At 72.2% G+C, this 25,850-nt stretch carries 33 protein-coding genes; 20 read left to right on the forward strand and 13 right to left on the reverse strand.

Features of this window, described 5'->3' with window-relative positions:
- The first annotated feature begins 59 nt into the window (after positions 1-59).
- Positions 60-434 (forward strand): thioesterase family protein, encoded by a 375-nt coding sequence (locus ASG76_RS06605; RefSeq protein ID WP_056601548.1) that lies wholly within the window; start codon positions 60-62, stop codon positions 432-434.
- Between the two features lie 140 nt (positions 435-574).
- Entirely contained in the window at positions 575-769 is a 195-nt protein-coding gene (locus ASG76_RS06610) for a hypothetical protein (protein ID WP_056601551.1), read from the forward strand.
- Between the two features lie 69 nt (positions 770-838).
- Here ASG76_RS06610 and ASG76_RS19855 read toward each other — a convergent pair whose 3' ends face one another.
- The 6 genes from ASG76_RS19855 to ASG76_RS06635 form a co-directional block, all read right to left on the reverse strand.
- Entirely contained in the window at positions 839-913 is a 75-nt protein-coding gene (locus tag ASG76_RS19855) for a 50S ribosomal protein bL37 (RefSeq protein ID WP_369759046.1), read from the reverse strand.
- Positions 914-989: 76 nt separating this feature from the next.
- Entirely contained in the window at positions 990-1,262 is a 273-nt protein-coding gene (rsrA, locus tag ASG76_RS06615) for a mycothiol system anti-sigma-R factor (RefSeq protein ID WP_056601554.1), read from the reverse strand.
- Entirely contained in the window at positions 1,259-1,951 is a 693-nt protein-coding gene (locus ASG76_RS06620; protein ID WP_235529436.1) for a sigma-70 family RNA polymerase sigma factor, read from the reverse strand. The genes rsrA and ASG76_RS06620 overlap by 4 nt, the downstream gene beginning before the upstream one ends.
- 63 nt (positions 1,952-2,014) lie before the next feature.
- Positions 2,015-2,674, reverse strand: coding sequence for an alpha/beta family hydrolase (locus ASG76_RS06625; protein ID WP_056601557.1), 660 nt, complete (start codon positions 2,672-2,674; stop codon positions 2,015-2,017).
- On the reverse strand, positions 2,674-3,432 hold the full coding sequence (locus ASG76_RS06630; protein WP_056601560.1) for an SOS response-associated peptidase: 759 nt from the start codon (positions 3,430-3,432) through the stop codon (positions 2,674-2,676). The genes ASG76_RS06625 and ASG76_RS06630 overlap by 1 nt, the downstream gene beginning before the upstream one ends.
- A gap of 39 nt (positions 3,433-3,471) precedes the next feature.
- Positions 3,472-4,170, reverse strand: coding sequence for a hypothetical protein (locus ASG76_RS06635; protein WP_157558995.1), 699 nt, complete (start codon positions 4,168-4,170; stop codon positions 3,472-3,474).
- A 235-nt stretch (positions 4,171-4,405) separates the two neighbouring features.
- On the opposite strand from ASG76_RS06635, the gene ASG76_RS06640 reads away from it, so the two are divergent.
- From ASG76_RS06640 to ASG76_RS06670, 7 genes are all read left to right on the forward strand, one after another.
- Positions 4,406-6,088: a sigma-70 family RNA polymerase sigma factor gene (locus tag ASG76_RS06640; RefSeq protein WP_056601566.1), complete on the forward strand. Its 1,683-nt coding sequence runs from the start codon at positions 4,406-4,408 to the stop codon at positions 6,086-6,088.
- 65 nt (positions 6,089-6,153) lie between these two features.
- Positions 6,154-6,684, forward strand: coding sequence for a DoxX family membrane protein (locus tag ASG76_RS06645; RefSeq protein ID WP_056601570.1), 531 nt, complete (start codon positions 6,154-6,156; stop codon positions 6,682-6,684).
- An 18-nt stretch (positions 6,685-6,702) separates the two neighbouring features.
- Entirely contained in the window at positions 6,703-7,974 is a 1,272-nt protein-coding gene (gene aroA / locus ASG76_RS06650) for a 3-phosphoshikimate 1-carboxyvinyltransferase (protein ID WP_056601573.1), read from the forward strand.
- Entirely contained in the window at positions 7,971-8,975 is a 1,005-nt protein-coding gene (gene rsgA / locus ASG76_RS06655; protein WP_056601576.1) for a ribosome small subunit-dependent GTPase A, read from the forward strand. The genes aroA and rsgA overlap by 4 nt, the downstream gene beginning before the upstream one ends.
- A 19-nt stretch (positions 8,976-8,994) precedes the next feature.
- Entirely contained in the window at positions 8,995-9,885 is an 891-nt protein-coding gene (hisN, locus tag ASG76_RS06660; protein ID WP_056602266.1) for a histidinol-phosphatase, read from the forward strand.
- Positions 9,886-9,977: 92 nt separating this feature from the next.
- On the forward strand, positions 9,978-10,409 hold the full coding sequence (locus ASG76_RS06665) for a CBS domain-containing protein (RefSeq protein WP_056601579.1): 432 nt from the start codon (positions 9,978-9,980) through the stop codon (positions 10,407-10,409).
- A gap of 54 nt (positions 10,410-10,463) precedes the next feature.
- Positions 10,464-10,805 carry an FKBP-type peptidyl-prolyl cis-trans isomerase gene (locus tag ASG76_RS06670; RefSeq protein WP_056602267.1) on the forward strand — a complete coding sequence of 114 codons (342 nt, stop codon included), beginning with the start codon at positions 10,464-10,466 and terminating at the stop codon, positions 10,803-10,805.
- A gap of 19 nt (positions 10,806-10,824) precedes the next feature.
- Here the strand turns inward: ASG76_RS06670 and ASG76_RS06675 are convergent, their stop codons facing one another.
- Positions 10,825-11,079, reverse strand: a complete 255-nt coding sequence (locus ASG76_RS06675; protein WP_056601583.1) for an RNA-binding S4 domain-containing protein — start codon at positions 11,077-11,079, stop codon at positions 10,825-10,827.
- Positions 11,080-11,098: 19 nt separating this feature from the next.
- On the opposite strand from ASG76_RS06675, the gene ASG76_RS06680 reads away from it, so the two are divergent.
- Positions 11,099-12,298, forward strand: coding sequence for a phospholipase D-like domain-containing protein (locus tag ASG76_RS06680; RefSeq protein ID WP_157558996.1), 1,200 nt, complete (start codon positions 11,099-11,101; stop codon positions 12,296-12,298).
- Between the two features lie 3 nt (positions 12,299-12,301).
- On the opposite strand, the gene ASG76_RS06685 is transcribed toward ASG76_RS06680, so the two are convergent.
- Positions 12,302-13,588, reverse strand: coding sequence for a DUF445 domain-containing protein (locus ASG76_RS06685; protein ID WP_056602268.1), 1,287 nt, complete (start codon positions 13,586-13,588; stop codon positions 12,302-12,304).
- A gap of 37 nt (positions 13,589-13,625) precedes the next feature.
- Here ASG76_RS06685 and ASG76_RS06690 point away from each other — a divergent pair, with 37 nt between their 5' ends.
- Entirely contained in the window at positions 13,626-14,021 is a 396-nt protein-coding gene (locus ASG76_RS06690) for an adenylyltransferase/cytidyltransferase family protein (protein ID WP_157558997.1), read from the forward strand.
- Between the two features lie 90 nt (positions 14,022-14,111).
- Positions 14,112-15,716 carry an MXAN_6640 family putative metalloprotease gene (locus ASG76_RS06695; protein ID WP_157558998.1) on the forward strand — a complete coding sequence of 535 codons (1,605 nt, stop codon included), beginning with the start codon at positions 14,112-14,114 and terminating at the stop codon, positions 15,714-15,716.
- Between the two features lie 4 nt (positions 15,717-15,720).
- Here the strand turns inward: ASG76_RS06695 and ASG76_RS06700 are convergent, their stop codons facing one another.
- A complete protein-coding gene (locus ASG76_RS06700; protein ID WP_200948088.1) occupies positions 15,721-16,329 on the reverse strand; it encodes a TetR/AcrR family transcriptional regulator in 609 nt (202 codons plus the stop codon).
- Between the two features lie 40 nt (positions 16,330-16,369).
- Between ASG76_RS06700 and ASG76_RS06705 the strand changes: the two genes are divergently transcribed.
- From ASG76_RS06705 to ASG76_RS06735, 7 genes are read left to right on the forward strand one after another with little or no spacing between them, the layout of a single operon-like run.
- Positions 16,370-17,623 carry an acyl-CoA dehydrogenase family protein gene (locus ASG76_RS06705; protein ID WP_056601594.1) on the forward strand — a complete coding sequence of 418 codons (1,254 nt, stop codon included), beginning with the start codon at positions 16,370-16,372 and terminating at the stop codon, positions 17,621-17,623.
- Positions 17,624-17,634: 11 nt separating this feature from the next.
- Positions 17,635-18,402, forward strand: coding sequence for an SDR family NAD(P)-dependent oxidoreductase (locus ASG76_RS06710; RefSeq protein ID WP_200948089.1), 768 nt, complete (start codon positions 17,635-17,637; stop codon positions 18,400-18,402).
- Positions 18,399-19,472, forward strand: a complete 1,074-nt coding sequence (locus tag ASG76_RS06715; protein WP_056601601.1) for a phosphotransferase family protein — start codon at positions 18,399-18,401, stop codon at positions 19,470-19,472. The genes ASG76_RS06710 and ASG76_RS06715 overlap by 4 nt, the downstream gene beginning before the upstream one ends.
- Positions 19,469-20,137, forward strand: a complete 669-nt coding sequence (locus ASG76_RS06720) for a histidine phosphatase family protein (protein WP_056601604.1) — start codon at positions 19,469-19,471, stop codon at positions 20,135-20,137. Before ASG76_RS06715 ends, ASG76_RS06720 begins: the two co-directional genes overlap by 4 nt.
- A 9-nt stretch (positions 20,138-20,146) precedes the next feature.
- On the forward strand, positions 20,147-20,890 hold the full coding sequence (locus tag ASG76_RS06725; protein WP_056601607.1) for an SDR family oxidoreductase: 744 nt from the start codon (positions 20,147-20,149) through the stop codon (positions 20,888-20,890).
- 45 nt (positions 20,891-20,935) lie between these two features.
- Positions 20,936-21,181 (forward strand): hypothetical protein, encoded by a 246-nt coding sequence (locus tag ASG76_RS06730; RefSeq protein ID WP_157558999.1) that lies wholly within the window; start codon positions 20,936-20,938, stop codon positions 21,179-21,181.
- Positions 21,182-21,201: 20 nt separating this feature from the next.
- Positions 21,202-21,819: a DinB family protein gene (locus ASG76_RS06735; protein ID WP_082587324.1), complete on the forward strand. Its 618-nt coding sequence runs from the start codon at positions 21,202-21,204 to the stop codon at positions 21,817-21,819.
- A gap of 77 nt (positions 21,820-21,896) precedes the next feature.
- Here the strand turns inward: ASG76_RS06735 and ASG76_RS06740 are convergent, their stop codons facing one another.
- The gene (locus ASG76_RS06740) at positions 21,897-22,184 is read right to left on the reverse strand and encodes a hypothetical protein (RefSeq protein WP_056601612.1); all 288 of its coding nucleotides are present in this window, start codon (positions 22,182-22,184) and stop codon (positions 21,897-21,899) included.
- Between the two features lie 68 nt (positions 22,185-22,252).
- Here ASG76_RS06740 and ASG76_RS06745 point away from each other — a divergent pair, with 68 nt between their 5' ends.
- Positions 22,253-22,408, forward strand: coding sequence for a hypothetical protein (locus tag ASG76_RS06745; protein ID WP_157559000.1), 156 nt, complete (start codon positions 22,253-22,255; stop codon positions 22,406-22,408).
- Here the strand turns inward: ASG76_RS06745 and ASG76_RS06750 are convergent.
- The 3 genes from ASG76_RS06750 to ASG76_RS06760 all read right to left on the reverse strand — a co-directional run bounded on the left by ASG76_RS06750 (position 22,389) and on the right by ASG76_RS06760 (position 25,705).
- Positions 22,389-22,790: a hypothetical protein gene (locus tag ASG76_RS06750; RefSeq protein ID WP_162254093.1), complete on the reverse strand. Its 402-nt coding sequence runs from the start codon at positions 22,788-22,790 to the stop codon at positions 22,389-22,391. The two genes, ASG76_RS06745 and ASG76_RS06750, sit on opposite strands and share 20 nt — an antisense overlap.
- 260 nt (positions 22,791-23,050) lie before the next feature.
- Complete coding sequence (locus ASG76_RS06755) at positions 23,051-23,518, reverse strand: DUF5709 domain-containing protein (protein WP_056601620.1); 468 nt, start codon at positions 23,516-23,518, stop codon at positions 23,051-23,053.
- Between the two features lie 72 nt (positions 23,519-23,590).
- The gene (locus tag ASG76_RS06760; RefSeq protein ID WP_056601623.1) at positions 23,591-25,705 is read right to left on the reverse strand and encodes a DEAD/DEAH box helicase; all 2,115 of its coding nucleotides are present in this window, start codon (positions 25,703-25,705) and stop codon (positions 23,591-23,593) included.
- Positions 25,706-25,850: the final 145 nt, after the last annotated feature.

The raw sequence follows: 25,850 nt of genomic DNA on the forward strand, positions 1-25,850 counted from the left end.
CGTGTGGGTGGCACACAGGTTGCCCCACCACCCGATGAATTCCTGCGAGAGGCACGCCCATGACCACCCTCGAGCCCGCCACGCTCACCTACGTGGTCGGCGACTCCGACACCGCAGCCGCCGTCGGGAGCGGGTCGCTGCCGGTGCTCGGCACGCCACGGCTGCTGGCCTGGCTCGAGGCGGCCACCTGCGCCTGCCTCGACCCCGTCCTGCCGACGGGCTCGACCAGCGTGGGCACCCGGGTGCAGGTCGAGCACCTCGCCGCCAGCGCGGTCGGCGCGGAGGTGGAGGTCAGTGCCTCGAGTGCCTACGAGGACGGGCGGCTGCACCGCTTCACCGTGAGCGCCCGCGACACCGCCTCGGGCAAGGTGCTGGCCGCCGGTGAGATCACCCGGGTCGTGGTGGATGCGCAACGCTTCATGTCCCGGGTCTGACACCGACGCGGCACCTCGCGTCAGGGTCACCCTGACTAGACCGGTGGGGCCGACCCGGGCGATCTGATCGCACGGCTCGCCCTCCTCTGGCACCCTCGTCCTCGGTGTCCTCATGGGGCGGGCGCCGGGAGGGGCACGACATGGACGACCGCCTGCGCGAGGCACTGGCCACGCTCGGCCAGCGCATCGAGGTCGCGGAGTACGAGCGCCGCATCGCCGTCGACGAGGTGCGCGCCCTGGTCGCGGAGCACCGCGGCGACCTGCCTCTCGCCCACGTCGCCGAGCTGACGCTGCTGCCGCAGCCCACGCTCGCCGCGATGTTCGAGGGCGCCTGAACCAGGCCCGGACGTGCAAAAGTCCCCGCGCTGGGCGGGGACTTCTACGAGATGACGTGCAGGTGCGCGTCAGGCGTTGGGGCGCTTGCCGTGGTTCGCGCCCTTCTTCTTGCGCGCGCGGCGCTTGCGTCCGGTCTTGCCCATGGTGGTCCTCCTGGATTCGGTGCTCGGAGCAGTGTGTCAAATGACGACGTGCTGGGCGAATCGGGTCGCGCCGACCTCAGGCGCCGCCCTCGGTGATCTGGATGCTCACCTCGCGCAGCTGGAGGCGTACGCGGTCGCGCAACGACTCCGGCGCGGCCTCCGAGCAGGACCGCGCGACGAGCTGCTTGACCGCCTTCTGCAGGTCGTGCCGCTCGAGGCAGGGGCCGCACTCGCGCAGGTGCATCTCCACCACGGCGCAGTCGGCCTGGTCGAGCTCGTTGTCGATGAAGTAGACGATGCGCTCGATGTAGTCGACGCAGTCGTCGTTGCCGTGCTCGTGCGTGCTCACGACGCGCCCCCCTCGGTGTCGGGAACGGTGGATGCGGGAAGGAGGTCGTTGGCCCGGACGTAGTCGGCCAGCATGTCGCGCAGCTGGCGACGACCGCGGTGCAGGCGCGACATCACTGTGCCGATCGGCGTGTCCATGATCTCGGCGATCTCCTTGTAGGGGAACCCCTCGACGTCGGCGAGGTAGACCGCGAGGCGGAACTCCTCGGGCAGCCGCTGGAGTGCGTCCTTGACCTCGGAGTCGGGCAGGTGCTCGAGCGCCTCCATCTCCGCGGACCGCAGGCCCGTCGAGGAGTGCGACTCCGCGCGCGCGAGCTGCCAGTCCTCCACGTCCTCCGACATCGACTGCTGCGGCTGGCGCTGCTTCTTGCGGTAGGAGTTGATGTAGGTGTTCGTCAGGATCCGGTAGAGCCACGCCTTCAGGTTCGTGCCGGGCTTGAACTGGTGGAACGCGCTGTAGGCCTTGGCGAAGGTCTCCTGCACCAGGTCCTCGGCGTCGGCGGGGTTGCGGGTCATCCGCATGGCCGCGCCGTAGAGCTGGTCGAGGAAGGGCAGGGCGTCGCGCTCGAAGCGGGCCGAGCGCTCGTCGGAGGACTCGTCCTCGAGGACGATCTCGGCGGCACTCTCGAGGCTGGCGTCGGGAGCGGTCGTGCCAGGGCCGGACGTGTCGTCCGTGAGTGATTCAGTCATCACGGTCCACGATAGCGCTGTGGGTCTCTCCAGGGTCATTGACTGCACACCGGGCTCAACACCTCACCCCACGCGAGGATTCCCGACGACCTCGCGGACCAGCCATTCCAGCGTGGACTCCACCACGATCCCCATCGCCTCCTCCTGCGTCACCTCGCCGCGCGCAGGAACCTTCAGCCCGTGGTCGCCGCCCGGGACGACCACCATGTCGACGGCGCGCAGGTCGGCCGGGAACTCCTCGGGACGACCCATCGGGTCGCGCTCGCCCTGGATCACCAGGGTCGGCAGCCCGGTCGCACGCAGCTCGGGCAGGCGCGTCGGCTCGGTCCGGCCGGGCTGGTGCAGCGGGAACGACAGCGCCAGGCAGCCGGTCGCGCCCAGCCTGCGCGCCGTACGGGTCGCGGAGCGGGCACCCGCCGAGCGGCCGCCGACCACGAGCGGCGTACGCACGCGCATCACGTCGGCGGCGCACGTCAGGGCCGCGTCGAGGGTCGCCGGCGCGGTGGCCACCTTGCGTCCGGCCACCCGCCACGGCTGCTCGAAGAGCACCACCGAGAAGCCCTGCGCCGGCAGGGCCTCGGCCAGCGCCCACAGGTCGCGCGACTCCACGCCCCCGCCCGCACCGTGGCTGAGCAGCAGGGTCGCCATGGGGTGGGTGGAGCGGCGGGTGTGCATCCGGCCCTCGCCGTAGGGGGTGTCCACCGAGCGGACCGTCGCCTTCATCACCGGAGCTCCTCCTCGGGGGGCAGCGGCTCGACGAGCTCGGGCCCGTTGTTGCGCACGTTGCTGACCAGGGTGGAGACGGGATATGCCTCCAGCCGCCCAGGTGCGGCCGGCACCAGCAGCGAGGTGTCGCCGGGCGTCGTGGGGTCGAGCCACTCGTGCCAGCGCTCGCGCTCCACCATCAGCGGCATGCGGTCGTGGATGTGGCCGAGGGCGTCCTCGGCCTCGGTGGTGAGCACCGTGCAGGTCCAGCGGAAGCGGTCGGGGTCGTCGTCGGCGCGGGTCGGGTCGCGCCAGATCTCGTAGAGGCCCGCCATCGCCAGCACGCCGCCGTCCTTGGGACGGATGAAGAACGGCTGCTTCACCGGCCTGCCCTTGGCGTTGGTCTGCGACGTGGGGTACCACTCGAAGTAGCCGTCGGCCGGCAGCAGCGCGCGACGCGAGGCGAACGCCTTGCGGTAGGCAGGCTTCTCGGCGACCGTCTCCATCCGCGCGTTGATCATCCGGTTGCCGATGGAGGGGTCCTTGGCCCATGACGGCACCAGTCCCCAGGTGAGCACGCGCAGCTGGCGCTGCGGCGCCTGGGCCGGCTCGTCGGCGGAACCGCGCGACGGCGGGCGCTCGACGACGGCGTAGACCTCCTTCGTCGGCGCGACGTTGTAGTCGGGCGCCAGCGGCGCAGCAGAGCGGTCCTCGACGACCTCGAACTCCTCGATGAGGTCGTCGGGTTGCCGGGAGGAGGCATAGCGGCCGCACATGGGGCGACCCTAGCCGGGCGCGAGGTCACCCGGGAGCACTCAGCCGCGGGCCAGCTCGTCGAGGAGCATCCCGGCACCCGGGTCGGTCGGCGGCAGGCCCTCGATCCACACCCGGACCGACGGCCCGGACCCTGCCTCGACCCCGTCGAGCAGGGTGCGCAGCACGCGCACGCGCCGCCCGAGCCGGTCGTCGCGGCGCGTCAGCACCGCGACGCGGTGCATGCCCAGTCGCGCGACCGTCTCGTCGCGCACGAACGCGGTGCGTGCCAGCTCGCCGGTGCGCGCCAGTCGCATCGCGCGGGTGAAGTGGTCGCCCGCCTCCTCCGACGGGTCGTCGCCCAGCGGCATCGCCACGACCACGAGCGCGTGGTGGCCGGCGCCGCCCTCAGCGCTGCCGAGGCGGTAGAGCTCGGACAGCCGGCTGCGCAGGTGCGCCTGGCTCGACAACCCCGTCAGCGGGTCCTCGCACGAGAGCTGGTGGAGGTAGCCCAGGGTGGTCTCGCTCCACGCGGTCAGCACCGCCGCCACCACGTCGTACGACGGGTCGCTGTCGCCCAGCGTGCGCCACGTGGTGCGCAGGCCCTCGAGCGTCTCCTCCACCGAGGCACCGTCGCGGGCCAGGTCCTGGCCCGCGACGCCACATGCCTGGAGGACGTCCGTCCCCGAGGTGAGCGCCTCCCCCACTGCCTCGAACCGGTGCGGCAACCCCGACCGCACGGCAGGCTGTGGCCCGCTCACCTCGGGAACGGCAACCGCAGCTCGTCGCCCACGCGTGGCGAAGATCTTCACGGCCACCCCCTCCGGATCCAGTCATGCTCAGTGGTGTGACGTGACGCACCGGCGTCCATGACGCGGACCAGAGGCGAAAAATCACGATTCACCTCGACAGGTCCCCCATCCGGCCCGCGAGGTCTACAGTCTCAAGGGTCCTGGCGGCCACGCCGGGAACTGCGCCCGGGAAGCGTCGATCCACATGAGCATTGCCACCAGCGTCGAAGCGCCGAGCGACGCCGAGCTGATCTCGGCGGTCCGCGGCGGGGACATCGACGCCTACGGCACGCTCTTCGAGCGCCACGTCGACGCAGCCCGACGCCTCGCGCGCCAGCTCGTGCAGCCCGGCGACGCCGAGGACCTGGTCTCCGAGGCGTTCGTCAAGGTGCTCGGCGTGCTGCAGCGCGGCGGTGGGCCCGACGTGGCGTTCCGCGCCTACCTGCTCACCTCCGTGCGCCGCCTCCAGGTCGACCGGTTCCGTGCCGGCGCCAGGCTGCACACGACCGACGACATGGAGGCCTTCGACCCCGGGGTGCCATTCCGCGACACGGCCGTGGAGGGCTTCGAGAGCGCTGCGGCGGCCCGGGCCTTCGCCTCGCTGCCCGAGCGCTGGCAGCTCGTCCTGTGGCACACCGAGGTCGAGGGCGACAGGCCCGCCGACATCGCCCCGCTGCTCGGGATGAGCGCCAACTCGGTCTCGGCGCTGGCCTACCGCGCCCGCGAGGGGCTGCGCCAGGCCTTCCTCACCCAGCACGTCGCCGAGCTCGAGGAGGACGCCTGTCGCTGGACGCACGGGCAGCTCGGCGCCTATGTCCGCGGTGGCATCTCGAGGCGGGACGCCACCAAGGTCGAGGACCACCTCGGCGAGTGCCGCTCCTGCATGGCGGTCTACCTCGAGCTCACCGAGGTCAACAGCAACCTCGGCGCCCTGCTCGCACCGCTGCTGCTCGGCGGCCTTGCCACCGCCTACGTCGGCGGGGCGGCCGCCACCGGCGCTGCTCACGTCGGTCTGGGCGTGCTCGCCGGGCGCATCCGCGACCTCGTGGCCGGCAACGCCGGCACGGCCGCGGTGGCCGGGGTCGCCGCGAGCACGATGGTCGTCGCCGGCGGGCTCGCGCTCGGGCTGCACGGCCCCGACCGCACCACCTCCGATCCCGCCGCGCAGCGCCCGGCCACGTCCGCCACCACCTCCGCCACCACGTCCGCGGCACCGTCCTCCGCACCCGGGTCGCCGCAGGGCCGCACCCGGCGCTCCGGCGGCTCCGTCGTCCTCACGCCCGGCGAGGAGGTCGAGCTGACCCCGGGGACGACCACCACCGACGCCACCACCGACCCCACCACCGACCCCACCACCAACCCCACGACGACCGATCCCACGACCGACCCGACCTCCGACCCGACGTCGACGCCCACCTCCACCCCCACATCCAGCCCGTCGCCCACGCCGGGCACCCAGCCCACGGGCACCGCCACCGCGACGCCCACGCAGACGCCCACTCAGACCCCGACCCAGACGCCGACCCAGAGCCCGACCCAGACCCCCACGCCCACCCCGCCGCCGCCGGCCGCGCCCGGGGCGTCGGTCGGCGGGTCGGTCTCCGGCACGCGACCGACGTACGACGTCGTGGTGCGCGTGGCCGGACTCGGCCCCGGGGCCACCGCGGTGCTGACCGTGGAGTCGCCCGACGCCCACGTCGTGCGCACCGACGACGGTCGCTGCACCTTCGCCCGGGCTCGCGCGACCTGCCAGGTCTCGGGTGCCGACCTGACGCCGTTCGCGCTCGAGGTCGTCGCCCCGCAGGGCGCCCAGGTCGTCGCCTCGCTCAGCTCGGCGCAGCCAGACCCCGACCCCTCCGACAACACCTGGCGCGCGGTCCTGGGATGAGCCACGGCCGCGGCCGCCTCCCTGCGGGCGGGGCGCGGCGCAGGCGCATCGTGTAGACAGGGGACATGACGATCACTCGGCTGCTCGCCCGTCCCATGCTGGCCTCGATCTTCGTCGCCGGGGGCATCAACGCGCTGAAGAACACCGAGGCGCACGCCGCCAAGGCCAAGAAGGTCACCGACCGCGTCGTGCCCCTCGCCCAGCAGGCCGTGCCCGGTGCGCCGATCCCGACGGACCCGCAGACCCTCGTGCGGATCAACGCCGGCGCGCAGATCCTCGCCGCCGCGGCGCTCGCCACGGGCCGCGCGCCCCGCCTGAGCTCCGCCGTGCTCGCCGCCTCCCTCGTGCCGACCACCCTCGCCGGGCACGCCTTCTGGGAGGAGAGCGACGCGCAGGCCAAGGCCGCCCAGCGCCTGCAGTTCTTCAAGAACACCTCCGTCCTCGGCGGCCTGCTGCTGGCGGCGGTCGACACCGAGGGCAAGCCCGGCCTGGCCTGGCGCGCGCGTCGCGCCGCCGCCGACGTGCGCCGGGAGGCACGTCAGGTCGCCAAGGACGCCAGGCGCGAGGCCAAACTGGCCAAGGCCCAGCTGACCTGACCTCGATAGGGTGCGCGGGTGAGTGAGCTCTGGCCGGCGCCCCGTCCCCTCGAGCGCGTCGACCGGGTGGTCTCGCTGCCCGGCAGCAAGTCGCTGACCAACCGCGCGCTGGTGCTCGCGGGCATCGCGGAGGGCCCCAGCGTCGTACGCCGTCCACTGCGCTCGCGCGACACGCTGCTCATGGCCGCCGCGCTGACCTCCCTCGGCACGCGTGTCGAGGACACCGCGGACGGCGACTGGGAGGTGACGCCCGGCGCCTTCGACCGGGACGCCGCCATCGACTGCGGCCTCGCCGGCACGGTGATGCGCTTCGTCCCGCCGATCGCCGGGCTCGGCACCGCGCTGGTCTCCTTCGACGGCGACCCGCACATGCGCCTGCGCCCGATCGGCCAGGTGCTCTCGGCCCTCCGCGACCTCGGCGTCTCGATCCAGGGTGACTCCCTGCCCTTCTCGATCCACGGCCTCGGCTCGGTGCCGGGAGGCGTGGTGACCATCGATGCGAGCGCGTCGTCGCAGTTCGTGTCCGCGCTGCTGCTCGCCGGCGCGCGCTACGACGTCGGCGTCGACGTGCGCCACGTCGGCAAGCCGGTGCCCTCGCTGCCGCACATCGAGATGACCGTGCAGATGCTGCGCCAGCACGGCGTCGAGGTCGACGACACCGACGCCAACCGGTGGGCCGTCGCGCCGGGCCCGGTCCGCGCGGTCGACCACGACATCGAGCCCGACCTGTCCAACGCCGCGCCCTTCCTCGCGCTCGGCGCGGCGACGGGCGGCCGGGTGACGGTGCGGGGCTGGCCGACGACCACCACCCAGCCGGGCGCCGAGCTGCGCGACATCCTCACCCTGATGGGGTGCGAGGTGAGCCTGGCGGACGGCGACCTGACCGTGGTCGGGCCCGCCCGGTTGACCGGCGTGGACCTCGACCTGCACGACGTCGGCGAGCTCACCCCCGCGATCGCCGCACTCTGCGCGCTGGCCGACACCCCCTCCCACCTGCGCGGCGTGGCCCACATCCGTGGGCACGAGACCGACCGGATCGCCGCGCTGGCCACCGAGCTCGGCCGCCTCGGCGCCGACGTCACCGAGCGCGAGGACGGGCTCTCGATCCGCCCCGCCACCCTGCACGGCGGCACCTTCCACACCTACGCCGACCACCGGATGGCCCACGCCGGCGTCATCCTGGGCCTCGCCGTGGACGACGTGCTGGTCGAGGACATCGCGACCACGTCGAAGACGTTCCCCGACTTCGCGACGGCCTGGACCGACGCCGTCCACGGGGCGCGCACGTGACCGGGCGCTACTCCGAGCACGACCAGGAGCACTACGAGCGCCCCCGTCGCCGCACCCGGCCCCGCACCAAGGACCGCCCCTCCTACGACGACGCCGTCGATGCCCGCGTGGTCACCGTCGACCGCGGTCGCTTCACGCTCCTGCTCGACGGCCGGCGGGTGATGGCGATGAAGTCGCGCCCGCTGGGCCGCAAGGGCGTCGTGGTCGGCGACCACGTGCGCGTGGTCGGCGACACCACCGGCGTCGACGGGTCGCTGGCCAGGATCGTGGAGGTCGTCCCCCGCAGCACCACCCTGCGGCGCACCGCCGACGACGACGACCCCGTCGAGCGGGTGATCGTCTCCAACGCCGACCAGCTCGTCGTGGTGGCCGCGCTCGCCGACCCCGAGCCGCGCCCCCGGCTGATCGACCGCGCGCTCGTGGCGGCGTACGACGCCGGGATGGCGCCGCTGCTGTGCCTGACCAAGGCCGACCTGGCCGACCCCGAGACGCTCCTGTCGACCTACCGCTCCCTCGGCGTGCCGTGGGTCGTGACGCAGCTCAAGGGCGAGGGCGCCGGCGACCTGACCGAGCTGCGCGAGCGCCTGCGCGGGCGCACCAGCGTGATGGTGGGCCACAGCGGCGTGGGAAAGTCCACCCTCGTCAACGCGCTGGTGCCCGACGCCCACCGCGAGGTCGGGATCGTCAACGCCGTGACCGGCCGCGGTCGCCACACCTCCACCAGCGCCTACCTCCTCGAGCTGCCCGAGGCCGAGGGCTGGATCATCGACACCCCCGGCATCCGCTCCTTCGGGCTCGCGCACGTGCAGCCGGAGAACCTCATCGAGGCCTTCCCCGACCTCGACGAGATGACCGAGGGGTGTCCGCGCGGCTGCTCCCACGGCACCGGCGAACCGGAGTGCGGCCTGGACGAGGCCGTCGAGGCCGGCGAGGCCGACCCGGACCGCGTCGAGTCGTTCCGCCGCCTGCTCGCAGCCCGGGAGGGCGCCACCGACTGGTGAGTGCCCCTAGCCTGTGGCCATGCCCATCACCGGCTCCAACGACCACACCGACGACCTGCGCCTCGCGCACGTCCTCGCCGACGACGCGGACTCGCTGACCCAGTCGCGCTTCAAGGCCCTCGACCTGCACGTCATGAGCAAGCCCGACCTCACCCCGGTCACCGACGCCGACCGGGCCGTCGAGGAGTCCATCCGCCGCACGCTCTCGCGGGTGCGCTCGCGCGACGCCGTGGTCGGCGAGGAGCAGGGCAGCACCGGGCACAGCCAGCGCCGCTGGATCATCGACCCGATCGACGGCACGAAGAACTTCGTGCGCGGGGTGCCGGTGTGGGCCACGCTCATCGCGCTCGCCATCGACGACGAGGTGGTGCTCGGCGTCGTCTCGGCCCCGCAGCTGCAGCGCCGGTGGTGGGCCTCGGCGGGCAGCGGCGCCTGGACCGGGCGCTCGCTGCTCAAGGCCACGCGGTGCGAGGTGTCCGACGTACGCCGCCTCGAGGACGCCTCCCTCAGCTATTCGTCGCTGTCGGGGTGGGACGAGCGCGACCGCCTCGACGACTTCGTGTCGCTGTCGCGGCGCTGCTGGCGCACCCGCGCCTACGGCGACTTCTGGTCCTACATGCTCCTCGCCGAGGGCGCGGTCGACCTCGCGGCCGAGCCCGAGCTCGAGCTCTACGATATGGCGGCGCTCGACGTGATCGTGCGCGAGGCGGGTGGGCGCTTCACCTCCCTCGACGGCACCGACGGCCCGTGGGGCGGCAACGCGCTGGCCTCCAACGGCCACCTCCACGACGCCGCGCTGTCCTTCCTCGGAGCGCTCGACGACGACGGCTCGGACCCCGACGTGCCGCGCCGCGGACCCGGCTCGGTCAGCAACCTGCGCGAGCGGCAGGCCCCGCCCGTCCTGGACTGACGCGCGGGCGCGGGCCGTTCGGCACTGTCCCTCACGGCCGGGCTTGGCTACGGTGACGCATCAGCAGTGTCGCCCGACGAGAGGTGCCCACGATGAAGATCAACGACGTCATCCACGCCAAGGCGCAGCAGGCCGTGGTGACCATCAGCCCTGACGCCACCGTGCGCGAGCTGGTCGCCCTGCTCGCCGAGCACAACGTCGGCGCGCTCGTCGTGAGCGAGGACGGCGAGCGGGTCTCGGGCATCGTCAGCGAGCGCGACGTCGTACGCCGCCTGCACGCCGAGGAGGCCGTGCTGGACACCCCCGTCAGCCAGATCATGACCGCCGAGGTGCGCACCTGCACGGGCGGCGACGGCGTCACCGACCTCATGCAGACCATGACCGAGCACCGCATCCGGCACGTCCCGGTGGTGGCCGACGGCCGGTTGACCGGCATCATCTCCATCGGTGACGTGGTCAAGAGCCGCATCGGCGAGCTCGAGTTCGAGCGCGACCAGCTCGACCACTACGTCCACCAGACCTGACACCCCACCGAACGGAGAAGCACCGTGACCCAGAAGCCTGACGTCGACCCGCACATGGGCGACGCGCCCGCCGACCTCGAGGTCACCGACCTCGTCGAGGGTGACGGAGCCGAGGCCACCTCCGGCTCGACCGTCTCGGTCCACTACGTCGGCGTGGCGCACTCCACCGGCGAGGAGTTCGACGCCTCCTACAACCGCGGCACCCCGCTGCAGTTCCGCCTCGGCATCGGCCAGGTCATCTCCGGCTGGGACACCGGCGTGCAGGGCATGAAGGTCGGCGGCCGCCGTCGCCTCGTCATCCCGCCGCACCTGGGCTACGGCGACCGCGGCGCGGGTGGCGCGATCAAGCCGGGCGAGACGCTGATCTTCGTGGTGGACCTGCTCGAGGTCCGCTGACCACTCCGCAGCGAAACCGTCACCAGGGGACGTCGATCTCGACCTCCCGGGTGGCGACCCGGGCCGCCAGCGGTCCCAGGGTGACCACGTCACCCGGGACCAGCTGGCGGCCCCGTCGCGTCTCCACCTCGTCGTTGACCGTCACTGCCCCGTCGGCGATCACCGGCTTGGCCTCGGCGCCGCTCTCGACGAGGTTGGCGAGCTTGAGGAACTGCCCCAGCCGGATGGACTCGTCACGGATCGGGACGTCGATGGGCTCGCTGCGCGGTGACATGTCTCTAGGGTAGGTGTCCGTGCGCATCCGAAGCCTCGTCCTGGCCGCTGCGTCGCTGTGCCTTGCGGCACCCCTGGCGGCCGTCCCGGCGACGGCGTACGACGCCCCGGCCGCCGCGCGCGCCGGGAAGTCCGGGTGCGCCGCCCGCGGCGTCATCGAGGTCTGCTTCTCCTCCCCGCCGACCCGCACCGGCGACCCCACGGTGCTCGACCGACCGGCCCGCCTCTTCGACACCGCCGGCCCGGGCGACACGATCCGCATCGCGATGTTCCGCTGGGACATCAAGGCGCCCACCGACGCCATCCTGGCCGCGCAGCGCCGGGGCGCGGTCGTGCTGCTCGTCGGCGACGACGACCTGCGCCTCAACCGTCAGGGCCGCCGGCTCATCGAGACGCTCGAGACGCAGGACCCCGACCGCACCAACGTCACGATCTGCAGCGGTGCCTGCCTGCCGTGGCGCGCCCCCGGCCCCTACCCCGACAGCCAGGACGTGCAGCACCTCAAGTTCTACGTCACCGACATCGGCGGCGTGCAGTCGTTCATCACCTCCTCGGCCAACCTCGAGGACCGGCAGTTCCGCCAGTACAACTCGCTGCTCAAGATCGACGACCCCGGCCTGCACCGGTTCGGCCTCGACTACTTCGCGCGCCTGCAGGCCCAGAGCCTGCGGGTCGACGGTGACGCGTGGGACGACCGCAGCAAGACCTGGAGCTCCGGCACGATCGCGGCCGCGGTCTACCCGAGCCGGCGCGACCTGCTGCTGTCCACGCTGCGCGACCTGTCGTGCAGCCGCGGGGCCCGCGAGATCTCGGCGATGTTCGCGGTGATCCAGCGCGCCGACGTACGCGCCGAGCTCGCGCGTCTCTCGCGCAGCGGGTGCCGGGTACGGGTGCTGACCTCGCGCGACACGGTCGAGAACTGGATGCAGGCCCCGCTTCCCACCGGGACGATCCCCGACAAGGCGGTGCGCACGGTGCTCACGCACGACAAGATGCTGGCGGTGCACGCCCGGCTGCGGGGGCGGCCGACCCACCTCGTGGTCACGGGAACGTCCAACACGACGTGCGGCGGGCTGCTCTACAACGACGAGGTGATGCTCCGCGTCACCGACGACCGGTGGCTCTACGAGCAGTACCTCGCGCACTTCGACGACGCCTTCGCCCACTCCTTCGAGGGCCGCAGCCGCATCATGCCGGTCATGAAGCCCTGCCGGCGGTGAGCCTCAGCCCACCACCAGGCTCAGGGCGTGGATCAGCACGCCCACGAGGCCGCCGACGATCGTGCCGTTGATCCGGATGAACTGCAGGTCGCGCCCGACGTGCAGCTCGATGCGCCGCGCCGCCTCCTTGCCGTCCCACCGCTCGATCGTGTGGGTGATCACGGTGGTCACCTCCGCGCCGTAGCGCTCGATCACGAACACGGTGAGGTCGGCCGCCGCGCGATCGAGGCGATCGCGCAGGACGGCGTCGTCGCGCAGTCGCTGCGAGAACAGGTTGAGCTCGAGCAGCAGGCGCTGGCGCACCGCGCCATCGCGCTCCTGGATCGAGCCGAGCAGGGCCGAGCGCATCGCCTTCCACAGCGACACCGCGGTCGTGACGACCTGCGGGTGCTCGAGCAGGCGGTCCTTGAACGCCTCCGCGCGGGCCTGGGTGACCGGGTCGTTGAGCAGGTCGTGGGCGAGCTGCCCGAGCATCGAGTCGAGGGCCTCGCGCGCGCGGTGGTGCGGGTCGTCACGGATGTCCTCGAGCCACGCGAGGGCCTGCACGTGCAGGCGGGACGTCACCGCGTCGTTGAGCCGGGGCGGGGCCCACCACGGGGCGCGCTCCTCCAGGACCCGCGAGAACGTCTCGGGGTTGTCGAGCAGCCAGCGGTGCATCTCGTCGACCGCGAGGTCCACCACGCCGTGGTGGAGGTCGTCGCGCAGCACCTCCATCAGCGTCGATCCCAGCAGCGGGGAGATCGGCTCCTCGTGGAAGCGCGGCACGAGCGCTTGGGTCACCAGGTCCGCGACGTGGTCGTCGCGCACCTTGCCCAGGGCGATGGCCGCCACGTCGGAGGCCTCGTCGACCACGCGCCGCGCGTTGGCGGGGTCGGAGAGCCAGTCGCCCACCCGCGCCGAGATCGTCGCCGCCGCCACCCGCTCGCGGATGATGTCCTCCTGCAGGAAGTTCTCCCCCACGAACTCCTCGAGCCCCTTGCCCAGCTCGTCCTTGCGGCGCGGGATCAGGGCGGTGTGCGGGATCGGCAGCCCCAGCGGGTGCTTGAACAGCGCCGTCACCGCGAACCAGTCGGCGATGGCGCCGACCATCGACGCCTCGGCGCCCGCGTTGACGAAGCCCCAGAAGCCGTCACGGCCCAGCGTGACGACGTACACGACGGCGGCGAGGGCGAGCAGGCCGACCGCGACGGAGCGCATCCGGCGCAGGCCACGACGCCGCGCCTCGTCGGCCCCCGGGTCAGGGGTGATGAGGGAGATGCGGGGCGTGCTCGGTGCGGCCGTGGCGGGCATGCCGTCCATCCTCCCTGACCGTGCCAGAATGCCGCGCATGCCTCGCACCGTGATCACCTTCGGCACGTTCGACGTGTTCCATGTCGGGCACCTGCGCGTGCTGGAGCGGGCCGCGGCGCTCGGCGACCGGCTGGTCGTCGGGGTGTCTGCCGACGCCCTCAACGAGCGCAAGAAGGGCCGGGCGCCGATCTTCAGCCAGCGCGAGCGGCTCGCCATCGTCGGCGCGCTCAAGGTCGTCGACGAGGTCTTCGTCGAGGAGAGCCTGGAGCAGAAGCGCGACTACATCGTCGAGCACGGCGCCGACGTGCTGGTCATGGGCGACGACTGGGCGGGCAAGTTCGACGAGCTCGCCGACGCGTGCGAGGTCGTCTACCTCGAGCGCACGCCGGCCATCTCGACCACCGCGATCATCGAGCACATCGCCGACCTCTAGCCAACGCCTCGCGGGAGGCCTCGCGGGAGGCCTCCGGCGACCCACCGGGCGGGTTAGGCTCGCTCCGATCTGACAACCACGAGGGGAATCATGCGCAGAATCGTCACGACCGCTGTGGCCATGGCACTGGTGGGCGGCGCGGCTCTGTCCGCCCCCGCCGTCGCTGCCGACCACGGTCGCCCGACCCGCACGCCCGCTGCCGAGCAGCAGGTGCGCGCCCTGGAGCAGGCCCCCGACAAGGTGCTCGAGGCAGGCCTGGGCCTGCCCGCCGCCGCGACCGAGGTGGCGCAGGTGTCCGCGCCCGAGGCGCTCGCCACGGCCCGCCGCGTGCTCTCGGGCCAGGCGCTGCCGCGCGACCCGTCCGCGACGCTCGCGCTGCGCGACCTGTTCATGAAGCGCTCCGAGCTGCGCGGGCGCGACCTGCGCAACGCCGACGCACTGCTGGCCCGCCCCAGCGACGGCGCGGGTGACAACCAGGGCTTCGGCTACACCGCGCCCGAGGCGCCGCCGGTGTGCAACACCCGCCTGTGCGTGCACTACGTCGCCACGGGCGCCGACGCCCCGCCCACCCCGGACTGGCCGGCCCACAACCTCGCGGTGATGGACTCGGTGTGGTCGACGATCGTGGACAGCCTCGGCTACCGCGCGCCGCTGAGCGACCGCGCCGAGGGCGGCAACGCGCTCTTCGACGTCTACCTCAAGGACCTCGGCCAGGGCCTCTACGGCTTCTGCGCCCCCGAGCGCCGCGTCAAGAACCGCACCGCGTCGGGCTACTGCGTGCTCGACAACGACTACGCCGCGGCCCAGTTCCCCGTCGGCACGCCCGACGACAACCTGGTCGTCACCGCCGGACACGAGTTCTTCCACGCCGTGCAGTTCGCCTACGACTACGGCGAGGACCTCTGGATGATGGAGTCCACCGCGACGTGGATGGAGGAGCGGGTCGCGACCCAGGTCAACGACAACCGCCAGTACTTCCCCACCAGCCAGATCTACGCCCCCTACGTGCCCCTCGACATGTTCAGCCGCACCGCGACCTTCCAGTACGGCAACTGGGTCTTCTGGGAGTACCTCACGACCCGTTACGGCATCGGCCTGGTCAACAAGGCGTGGAAGCAGGCCGGCTCGCTGCGCAAGGACGGCGGGAAGTACAGCATCCAGGCGCTGCAGAAGGTGCTCAAGCACAAGGGCGGGCTCACCAAGGTCTACTCCGGCTTCGCCGCCGGCAACCTGATCCCCGCGCTCAACTACCCCGAGGGCGCGGAGTACCCCTCCCCCAAGGTCCGCGGCGCCAAGCAGCTGAGCCGCCACAAGCGCACCAAGCGCTACGCCACCCGCATCAACCACCTCGCCTCGGCCTCCTACGTCTACGTGCCCGGCAAGGGCCTGGGCGGCAAGAAGTGGAAGCTGTCGGTGAAGGTCGCCGGACCGGCCAAGCGCACCTCGCCGGCCGCGGTCGTGGTGGTCTACCTCCGCAACGGCAAGCGCCAGGTCAAGACGGTCAGGCTCAACCGTGGCGGCGACGGGCACAAGACGGTGTCGTTCGACAACCGGGCCGTCGGCGCGGTGTCGGTGACCCTGGTCAACGCCTCCACCCGCTACCGCTGCGGCAGCAAGACCCTGCTGGCCTGCGGCGGTCGCCCGCTCGACGACAAGGCGCGCTTCGCAGTCACGGGCCGCGTGACGAAGGGCTGAGGCCTCACTCGTCCACAGCGACGTCGATCGCGAGCAGGGCGTGGAGCGCCGCGACGCACTCCGCCACCAGCCGTGACACAGGGACCGGGCGTTCACGGGTCGGCACCGCCGACCAGGTGAGTGCCCGGTCCTCGGTGTAGGCCCACCACGCGCGTACGACGTCGCGCCGGCGCGCCGGCACGTCGAGGGCCCGCACGACCCGGTCGGTGCTGCCGTCGCGCACCGAGTCCATCACCTCGCTGACGCGCGGGTCCGCGACTCCGTGGCCGTGCACGAGCGCGAGGTAGAACGCGCGTCGGCGCTCGATCTGCTCGACCATCAGCCGGGTCACCATCTCGACCTGCTGCTCCCCCGGGAGTGCCTCGTCGGGGGCGGTGTTGCGCAGGATGCGGCGCCCGGCCGCGGCGATGCACGCGAGGTAGTAGTCGGTCTTGGTCGGGAAGTAGTGGAACAGCAGCCCGCGCGAGATCCCGGCCTCGGCCGCGATGTCGTCCATCGAGAGGTCCTGGATCGGCTTCTCGACGATCTTGGCCAGCCCGATGCCGACGAGCTGGCGGCGGCGCTCGGGCGCGCTCAGCCGACGGCGTACGGCGGGGGCAGCGGGGTCGGACACGCTATTGAGCATTGCTCAACAGTGTGCGAAGGTCAATGACATGGACTTCTCCCTCTCCCCGCGCGCCGCCGACCTCACCCAGCGGGTGCGCACGTTCGTCACCGACGAGATCGAGCCGATCGAGGCCGAGACCCACGCCCGGATCACCCGCCTGCGCGAGTCCGGCGGCGACTCCTGGACGCCCGACCCGGTCATCGCCGAGCTCCAGGCCAAGGCGCGCGCCCAGGGCCTGTGGAACCTGTTCCTCCCGGCCGCGCACGCCGGGCGCTACGCCGCCGACTTCGGCACCGACGGCGGCGAGGGACTCTCCAACGTCGACTACGCCCCGGTGGCCGAGGCGATGGGGCGCTCGTTCCTGGCGCCGCTGGTCTTCAACTCCAACGCGCCCGACACCGGCAACATGGAGGTGCTGCTGAAGTACGGCACCGACGAGCAGAAGGCGCAGTGGCTCGAGCCGCTGCTGCGCGCGGAGATCCGCAGCGCGTTCTGCATGACCGAGCCCGACGTGGCCTCCTCCGACGCCACCAACATGGCCGCCACCGCGCGGGTCGAGGGCGACGAGGTGGTGATCAACGGTCGCAAGTGGTGGTCGACCGGCATCGGCAACCCCGAGTGCAAGATCCTGGTCTTCATGGGGCTCTCCGACCCCGACGCCGACCGCCACTCCCGGCACACGATGGTGCTCGTGCCGCGCGACACCCCCGGGGTGAAGGTCGAGCGGATGCTCACCACGATGGGCTACTACGACGAGCCGCTCGGCCACGGCGAGGTGTCCTTCGACGACGTGCGCGTGCCGGCGTCCCACATCCTGCTCGGCCCGGGCCGCGCCTTCGAGATCGCCCAGGGCCGCCTCGGCCCGGGCCGCGTGCACCACTGCATGCGCGCCATCGGCCTGGCCGAGCGCGCCCTCGAGCTCGGCTGCGCCCGCGCGCTGCAGCGCACCGCCTTCGGCAAGCCCATCGCCAACCTCGGCGGCAACCGCGAGCGCATCGCCGACGCCCGCATCGCCATCAACCGCTCCCGCCTGCTGGTGATGCACGCCGCCTGGCTGCTCGACCAGGGCATGAGCCGCGAGGCCTACTCCGCGGTCAGCGAGATCAAGGTCGAGGTGCCCAACATGGCACTCGACGTCATCGACATGGCGATCCAGCTGCACGGCGGCGCCGGGGTGTCCGACGACTTCCCGCTGGCCGCCGCCTGGGTGGGCGCACGCACGCTGCGGCTGGCCGACGGCCCCGACGAGGTGCACCGCAACGTCGTGGCGAAGATCGAGCTCGGGAAGCACGCCTCGTGAGGCGCGTCCTCGTGACCGGAGCCGCCTCCGGCCTCGGCGCCGCGCTCACTGCCGCGTTCCGCGAGCGTGGCGACGAGGTGCTCGCCACCGACCGCGTCGCCGGCTCATCCGTCGAAGGTGGCATCGACCTCGTCCTCGACATCACCTCCGACGACGACTGGGCCGCGGCGGTCGACGCGGTGCGCGAGCGCTGGGGCGGCCTCGACGTGCTGGTCAACAACGCCGGCGTCGCCGGCGGCGGGCGCGTGGACCGCTGCACCATCGAGGAGTGGCAGTGGATCACCGAGGTCAACCTCTTCGGCCTGGTCCGCGGCACCAGGGCGTTCACGCCGATGCTCAAGCAGCAGCGCAGCGGCCACCTCGTCAACGTCGCCTCGCTCGCCGGCCTCGTGCACCCGGGCGGGATGGGCTCCTACAACGCCACGAAGGCCGCGGTGGTGGCGTTCACCGAGACGTGCGGCCACGAGCTGGCGTCGTACGGCATCCGCGCGAGCGTGGTGTGCCCGTCCTACTTCCGCACCAACCTGATGGACTCGATGCAGGGCAGCGACGAGCTCGTCGGCCAGGTCGTCGGCGGGCTGGTCGAGCGCTCGCGGACCACCGCCGAGGAGATCGCGGCAGCCGTGCTGGCCGGCATCGACGCCGGTGACGACGTGATCGTGCCCGACGAGGCGGCCCGCCAGGCCTACTTCCTCAAGTGGGCCGACCGGCCCGCCTACGACGCGGTCATGCGCGCCCAGGCGGCGAAGCTCGAGGCCCTCTCGGAGGGGACGTCGTGACGGCCGTGCCGGGCGCGCGCGAGGTGCGTGCGGAGGACGCCTTCGACGTCACGCGGGTGGCGGCGTGGCTGCGCAAGCACGCCGCGACCCCCGACGGCCTCGAGGGCGAGCCGGAGGTGCGGCAGTTCACGGGTGGCGCCTCCAACCTGACCTACCTCCTCCGCTACCCCTGCGGCCGCGACCTGATCGTGCGCCGCGCCCCGCAGGGCACCAAGGCGCGCGGTGCGCACGACATGCACCGCGAGTACGTCATCCAGTCCGCGCTGGCCCCAGTCTTCGACTACGTCGCCCCGATGGTCGCCTTCTGCGACGACGCCGACGTGGTCGGTGGCGACTTCTACGCCATGGACCGCATCGCCGGCGTCATCCCGCGCAGCGAGTGGCCGGCCGACGTGCCCCTGTCGCCCGCGCAGGCCCGCGCGCTGTGCCTCGACGCCGTCGACGTGCTCGCCGAGCTGCACGGGATCGACCCGCAGGCCGCGGGCCTGGCCGACCTCGGCAAGGGCGCGGGCTACGTCCGCCGCCAGGTGGAGGGCTGGTCCACGCGCTACCGCAACGCCCGCACCGACGACGTGCCCGACCTGGAGTCCGTGATGGCGTGGCTCGACGCCCACCAGCCCGACGACGTGGCGACCTGCGTGATCCACAACGACTTCAAGCTCGACAACCTCGTGCTCTCCTCCGACGACGTCACGCGCGTGGTGGGTGTCCTCGACTGGGAGATGGCCACCCTCGGCGACCCGCTGATGGACCTCGCCGGGTCGATGGCCTACTGGGTGCAGGCAGACGACACCGAGGAGTTCCAGATGATGCGGCGGGTGCCGACGCACCTGCCCGGGATGCTGACGCGCGAGGAGTTCGTGGCGGCGTACGCCGAGCGGACCGGCCGCTCCGTGACGCCGGAGCAATGGCGGTTCTACGAGGTCTTCGGGCTGTTCCGGATGGCCGTGATCGCCCAGCAGATCTACTACCGCTGGTTCCACGGGCAGACCACCAACGAGATGTACGCCCTCTTCGGGCCGGCGGTCCAGATCATCGGGCGCCGCGTCGACGGGCTGATCGCTTCGTGAGCAGGATCTTGCTGGTCCGGCACGGCCAGGCGTCGTTCGGCGCTGCCGACTACGACAACCTCTCCCCCACCGGCCACGAGCAGTCGCGCGTGCTCGGTGCGGCGCTGGCGGTGCGCGGGCTCGCGCCCGACGTCGTCGTCGCCGGCGAGATGCGGCGGCACGCGCAGACCGCGAGCGGCGTGCTCGAGGGCGGCGGCTGGTCGTGCGAGGTGTCCCTCGACGCGGGCTGGAACGAGTTCGACCACCTCCAGGTGCTCGCGGTCCACGACCAGCCCACGACCGAGGAGGGCGAGTCGGAGAAGGCCGCCTTCCAGCGCTGGTTCGAGGAGGCGACGCTGCGCTGGACCTCCGGTGACCACGACGAGGCCTACGACGAGTCGTTCGGTGCCTTCACCGCACGTGTGCGGTCGGCCTTCGACCGGCTCGTGGCGTCGCTGCCCGCGCGCGGCACTGCCGTCGTGCTGACGAGCGGCGGCCCGATCGCCTGGGCGGTCGCCTCGCTGCTCGCCGACGGCGAGGACGCTCGCACCGACCTGTGGCTGCGGCTCAACCCGGTGTCGATCAACACCGGCACCTCCACCGTCGTGTGCGGCGCTCGCGGCACGACGCTCGTGTCGTTCAACGCGCACGACCACCTCTCCCCCGACCTGCTCACCTACCGCTAGGACCCTCTGATGCCCTCGATCCTCATCACCGGTGCCAGCAGCGGCCTCGGTGCCGAGATGGCCCGCCAGTACGCCGCTCTCGGCTACGACCTCGCCCTCTGCGCACGACGTACGGACCGGCTCGACGCACTCGCCGCGGAGATCACCACCGCGCACCCCGGGCGCCGGGTCGTGGTCAAGGCGCTCGACGTCAACGACCACGACGCCGTCTTCCGCGTCTTCGAGGAGTTCCGGGCCGAGCTCGGCGGCCTCGACAAGGTGGTCGTCAACGCCGGCCTCGGCAAGGGCCAGCCCCTCGGCACCGGCCGGTTCGACGCCAACAAGGAGACCGCGCAGACCAACTTCATCGGCGCGCTCGCGCAGACCGAGGCCGCCGCCGCCATCTTCCGCGCCCAGGGCGCCGGGCAGCTCGTGATGGTCTCGTCGTTCTCCGCGCTGCGCGGGATGCCGAGGAACATCACGACGTACGCCGCCACCAAGGCCGCGGTCGCGCACCTCGCCGAGGGCTTCCGCGCCGACGTGCACGGCACCCCGATCAAGGTGACCGTGCTCTACCCCGGCTACATCGTCTCCGAGATGTCGGGGACCTCGGCGAAGACGCCGCTGATGGCCTCGACCGAGAAGGGCGTGCGCGCCATGGTGGAGGCGATCGAGAAGCAGAAGAAGTCGGCAGTCGTGCCCGCCTGGCCGTGGGTGCCGCTGGGGTTCGTGATCAAGCGGGTGCCGGTGGGCGTGCTGCGGCGGATGGGCTGACGCGGGCCATTGCGGTGCGCTGCGGGCGGCGGGATGCTGCTGGGCATGACCGCTGCCTTCGTGGTTCCGCCCGGTGAAGGACGCCGTCTGGACCTGGGCAACTTCGAGGCCCTGGTCCTGGCCACGTCCGCGCAGACGGCCGGTGAGTTCGCGCTCGTGCAGACCCAGGGCGAGCCACCCGGCTTCGGTCCGCCGCTGCACCTGCATCGCGACGCCGCCGAGGTGCTGGAGCAGATCGCGGCCGAGAGCCACATGGACGTGCTTGGGCCTGTCCCGGACACGTATCTCTGAGCGCTGAGGCGGGTGACTCCATGACCGTGAACGGCCAGCCTCCTGACCGGAGGTCCATCCACGACGAGCTGGAACGCGTCCGCACCGACCTGCATCACCTGGTCGCGACCGCCACGACCGCCGATCTGCGTCGTCGCACCGACGGCACCCGCTGGACCAACCAGCAGATGCTCTGGCACATGGCGTTCGGCTACCTCGTCGTGAGCCGCCTGCTGCGACTGGTCTGTCTCTTCGGGCGGCTCCCCGATCCGTTGGGCCGGGCCTTCGCAGCGGTGCTGGACGCTGGCACGCGGCCGTTCCACCACATCAACTACCTCGGCTCTGTCGGCGGGGCGCTGGTGTTCCACGAGGCACGGCTGACCGGGCAGCTCGACCGCACGATCGATCGACTCCACCGCCGCCTCGATGCCGAGTCCGACGCGGCTCTTGCCCGGCGGATGCACTTCCCGGTCGACTGGGACCCGTTCTTCCGCGACACGATGACGCTGGAGGAGGTCTACCACTACGGCACGCAGCACTACGACTTCCACCGAGCCCAGCTCACCATCGAGGGGCAGGCCCCCCGGGGCGGTCGCCGGATTGCCCGGCTGGTTGCTGATGCGCGTGGTCGCCCACCGGCGACGCGACCTCCCCATTGAGTCCACCCAACGACGCGATGCTCGCCCGCACAGCCGGGAGCGCTGGAGCACCTGGCTGCGGGACTGGAGCACCCGGGTCAGCCCCCCACGGAGACGAGGACCGCAGTCGCGACGACGCACGCCGCGACCGCCAGCGCGACTGCGACCGTCCCGAGCCCGCGATCCTCGGGGACGCTGCGAGCGAGAAGGCCCAGCGGCACCGCCACCACGGCGCCCAGGTAGGCGAAGACGCTGAAGAAGTAGGTGGGAGCGCACACGACGCTCAGGAGCGCGACGACCAGTGCGATCACGCCGAGAGCGGGCGAGCCCAGCGCGTGATCGTCGCTCTGGTCCCAGCCTGTCGGCGTCGTCATCTCGTCCCGCACGCCGAGGATCCTAGGCCCGCAAGCCGGGTTGTGGCGGCCACGACGTGAGCCCGCTGCTGCAAGCAATCTTGCTTTCATTCCCAAGCACCGCGGGCGAGAAGAAGTACGCCACCACGCCGTCGCCGTGCAGCCTGCACCCGCGCCAGGGCCAGCCGCTCCGCACCGGCCGCTTCGACGCCAACAACGCGAACGCGAGGACCAACTTCATCGGCGCGGCTCGCTGAGCACGAGCTCGAGGTCCACGCCGTCGTCGAGCGTCGGTCCGCAGCCGCGGCTCGTGCCGTAGCCGACAGGCCCTCGCCAGGTGCCGTGCGCACCGCTTGCGGCGACACGCAGCTCGGCGTCGGTGTCAGCGAAGGATCCGAACGCACACGGCACCTCGCAGAGGAGCCGGCCACCGGACACCTGAAGGTTCGAGTGCAGGTCAGCATCGTTCGTCACCAGACCGGGGATCCATTCCCGGCCGAACCGCAGTCCCTTCGCCACCTCGGTGAGCGCCGGGCGCCCGTCACGACGCAGCCGCGTCACCTCGACCGTCCCGACCGGCACTCCACCGGGGCCTGTGACGTGACGGATCGTCAGGACGGGTTCGGCGTAGGACACCACGGTGGCGCAGCTGCTGCCGTCACTCGCACAGCTCGACGACACGACAGTGATACCCAGCGTGAGGCACGTGCCGAGCAGGACCCTGGCTCTCATGTGCGTGGGACGTCATCCTCCGCGGCGCAGTTCCGTGGCACGGCGTCGGTCCAGGCATCCCGGAGCAGGACTGCACCATCAAAACTGGAGCCTCACCCCCGAAGCTTCGGGGGTGAGGCTCCAGTTTCCCGGATATCCGGGGATCGCGACCAAAGAGAGGGGGAGGCTCAGCCCTCGAAGGACTCCGGCTCCGGCTCGCGGGTGATGTGCATCGCGGCCTCCTCGGCAGACGCACCGGCGCCGTCGATGCCCACGTCGAGGGCGAGCTCCTGCTTGTCGGTGTCCTCACCGAAGCCCTCGTCTGGCTGCACGAGCCGGCCCGAGCGCGGGTCGGCCTCGTCGAGGCCGAGCTGCTCGTCGAGGGCGTTCTCGTCCTCGCGGTCGCTGTCGTCGTCGACCTCCGCGTAGGGGTCGATGTCAGGCTCCTCCTCGGCGAGCTTCTCGTCGAGGGACTCCCCCTGCAGGCGCTCGGCCTCGGTCGGGTAGTCGTCGTAGCCCTTGGGTGCGCGGTCGGGCGGGGAGTAGCCGCGGTCGAGGACGTCGTCGAGGTCGGTGTCGTCCAGGGTGTCCTCGGGCTGCAGCTGGTCCTCGTCGTCGACCGACATGTCGCCGTAGGTCTCGCGCTCTTCGCTCATGCCTCCTGCCTACCGGTCACGGACCGGTGGGACAAGGGGCAGTGGTCCCCAGCAGGTCCCGAGGGGTGGGTCTCAGGCGAGCTCGCGCTCCAGGGCGTCGGTGAGCAGCGCGACCAGCGCCTCGGTCTGGATGTTGGCCGACGACGTGACCTCCTCGTCCGAGCCGTCGAGCGCCCGCGCGGCGAGGCCGGCCTTGGAGTCGATGAGCTCGGCGATGCGGGTGTCGATGGTCTGGGCGGCGATGATGCGCCACGCCGTCACCGGGTCGCTCTGGCCGATGCGGTGCACGCGGTCGATCGCCTGGGTCTGCTCGGCGTCGGTCCACGAGAGCTCGGAGAGCACCACGTTGGAGGCGACCTGCAGGTTGACGCCGACACCGGCGGCAGCCAGCGAGCAGACGATGACCTTGACGTCGGGGTCGTTGACGAAGGACTCGATGGCCTTCTCGCGCGCCCGCGCGGTCTGGTCGCCGCGGATCGAGGTGTGCTTGAGCCCGCGACGGGTGAAGGTGTCCTCCGCGATGTCCATGACGTCGACGTGGCGGGCGAAGAAAACCACCTTGCCGACGTTGCGGGCCAGCTGCGCGGCGTAGTCGGCGGCCAGGCCGGCCTTGGCGCGCCCGATGCGGCGGAACATCGAGAAGACGTTCTCGCCCCCGGTGCCGGAGTCCATCTCCTCGCGCTCCCACGTCGCGACGCGGCGTACGAGCTCGTGGTCGATGCCGTCGACGACGGAGCCCGTACGACGGGTCTCCAGCGCGGCCTTGTAGCGCTGGACGAGCCGCCGGGCGAGCTCCTCCTCGGCGCCGCGGATCGAGCGGGTGTCCTCGTCGTCGAGCTCGACGGGGATGTCAGCGATCCGGCGCGCCGGGATGTCCTCGGCGACGTCGACCTTGCGGCGACGCACGATGCCCATGTCGATCACGGCCTTGCGCGCCGCGGGGTAGAACGGGTGGTCGGCCGGCGTCAGGTCTGTCTCCTCCAGCGCCTCCATCAGCCGGGCCGTCGGCATGGTGTCGTCGATCCAGCCGAGGAACTGCCAGATCGCGCGGAAGTCCTCGATGTCGTTGATCAGCGGGGTGCCGGTCAGCGCCATCAGCAGCGGACGGGCGGTGCGGGTGCGCAGCCGCTCGGAGAGCTCGAGCACGTGGCGCGAGCGCTGCGAGGTCTTGTTCTTGATGAAGTGGGCCTCGTCGACGACCATGCCGCGGAAGCCGAAGTCACCGAGCCAGCCGACGTGGCGGTCGAGGATCTCGTAGTTGACGATGATGACGTCGGCGAAGGCGTCGACCTCGGTGCCGTCGCCGTGGATCACGGTGGCGCGGCGGCGCGGCGTCCAGCGCTCGGTCTCACGCGCCCAGTTGGTCTTGACCACGTTGGGGCAGACCACGAGCAGCGGGAAGGCGTTGGCGGCCTGGGCGGCGAGCAGCGCCTGCGCGGTCTTGCCGAGGCCCGGCTCGTCGGCGAGCAGGAAGGTGCGGTGGCCCTCGGCGGCCGACGCGATGAGCCGCGCCTGGTGCGGCATGAGCTCGAGCTTGCCGGGGGCGTTGAGCGAGGTCGCCTCGGGCAGGTCCATGCAGGAGGAGGCGCCGCCGAGCTCGAAGGAGCGGAAGAGCGGACCGAGCAGCTCCCAGGTGGAGAGCCGTCCGTGGACGCGGCGGCGCTCGCGACCGATGCCGAAGTCGGGCGCCAGGAACGGGTTGGCGAGCTGGTGCTGGACGACCGACTGCGGCACCACGCGGCGCTCGCCGAGTCCGGGGCCCGCCTCGTCGTCGGGCTTGGGCTCCTCGACCACCGGCTCGACGCCGGCCTTGCGCAGCATCTCCAGGCGCAGGTCGCGAGCGGTGTCGGTGACGACGGCCTCCTCGGACAGCAGGCCGAAGAGCGAGGGGTCGCGCGTCGCGGTCTTGGCCAGGATCGTCGCGATCCCGTCGAGGCGCTTGAGCTCGTCGCCCTTCTGGGCGTCGGACAGCTCGGTCGAGGCGCGTACGTCGCTGCGGTGCTCGCGCACGAGCAGCGCCACCACCTGGAAGCGGACCCGTTGCCCCGGGGCCAGCGGCCCCCGCTGGACGGCGGACTCGAGCTCGCGCACGGCGCGGGCGAGCACGGGGACGATGCCCTCGTTGTCCTTGTGGCGGGCGTGCGCAGGGGTGCGTCGTCCGCCGCGTGAGCGCTGGCGCTGGGCCAAGGTGTCCTCCCGGACTGGATACGCGTCGCGGGGCAGGCGAGCCCGGGTGCGGCTCTGGCCCGCCACGCACAGGCGTGAAGGTGTGGAGCGGGCGTCAGGTGCGCGGTGGCCGGTGGACCTGGGGTGGTCAGTGCGGCACGGCGTC

It is taken from the genome of Nocardioides sp. Soil774 (assembly GCF_001428125.1).
Classification (GTDB): Bacteria; Actinomycetota; Actinomycetes; order Propionibacteriales; family Nocardioidaceae; genus Nocardioides.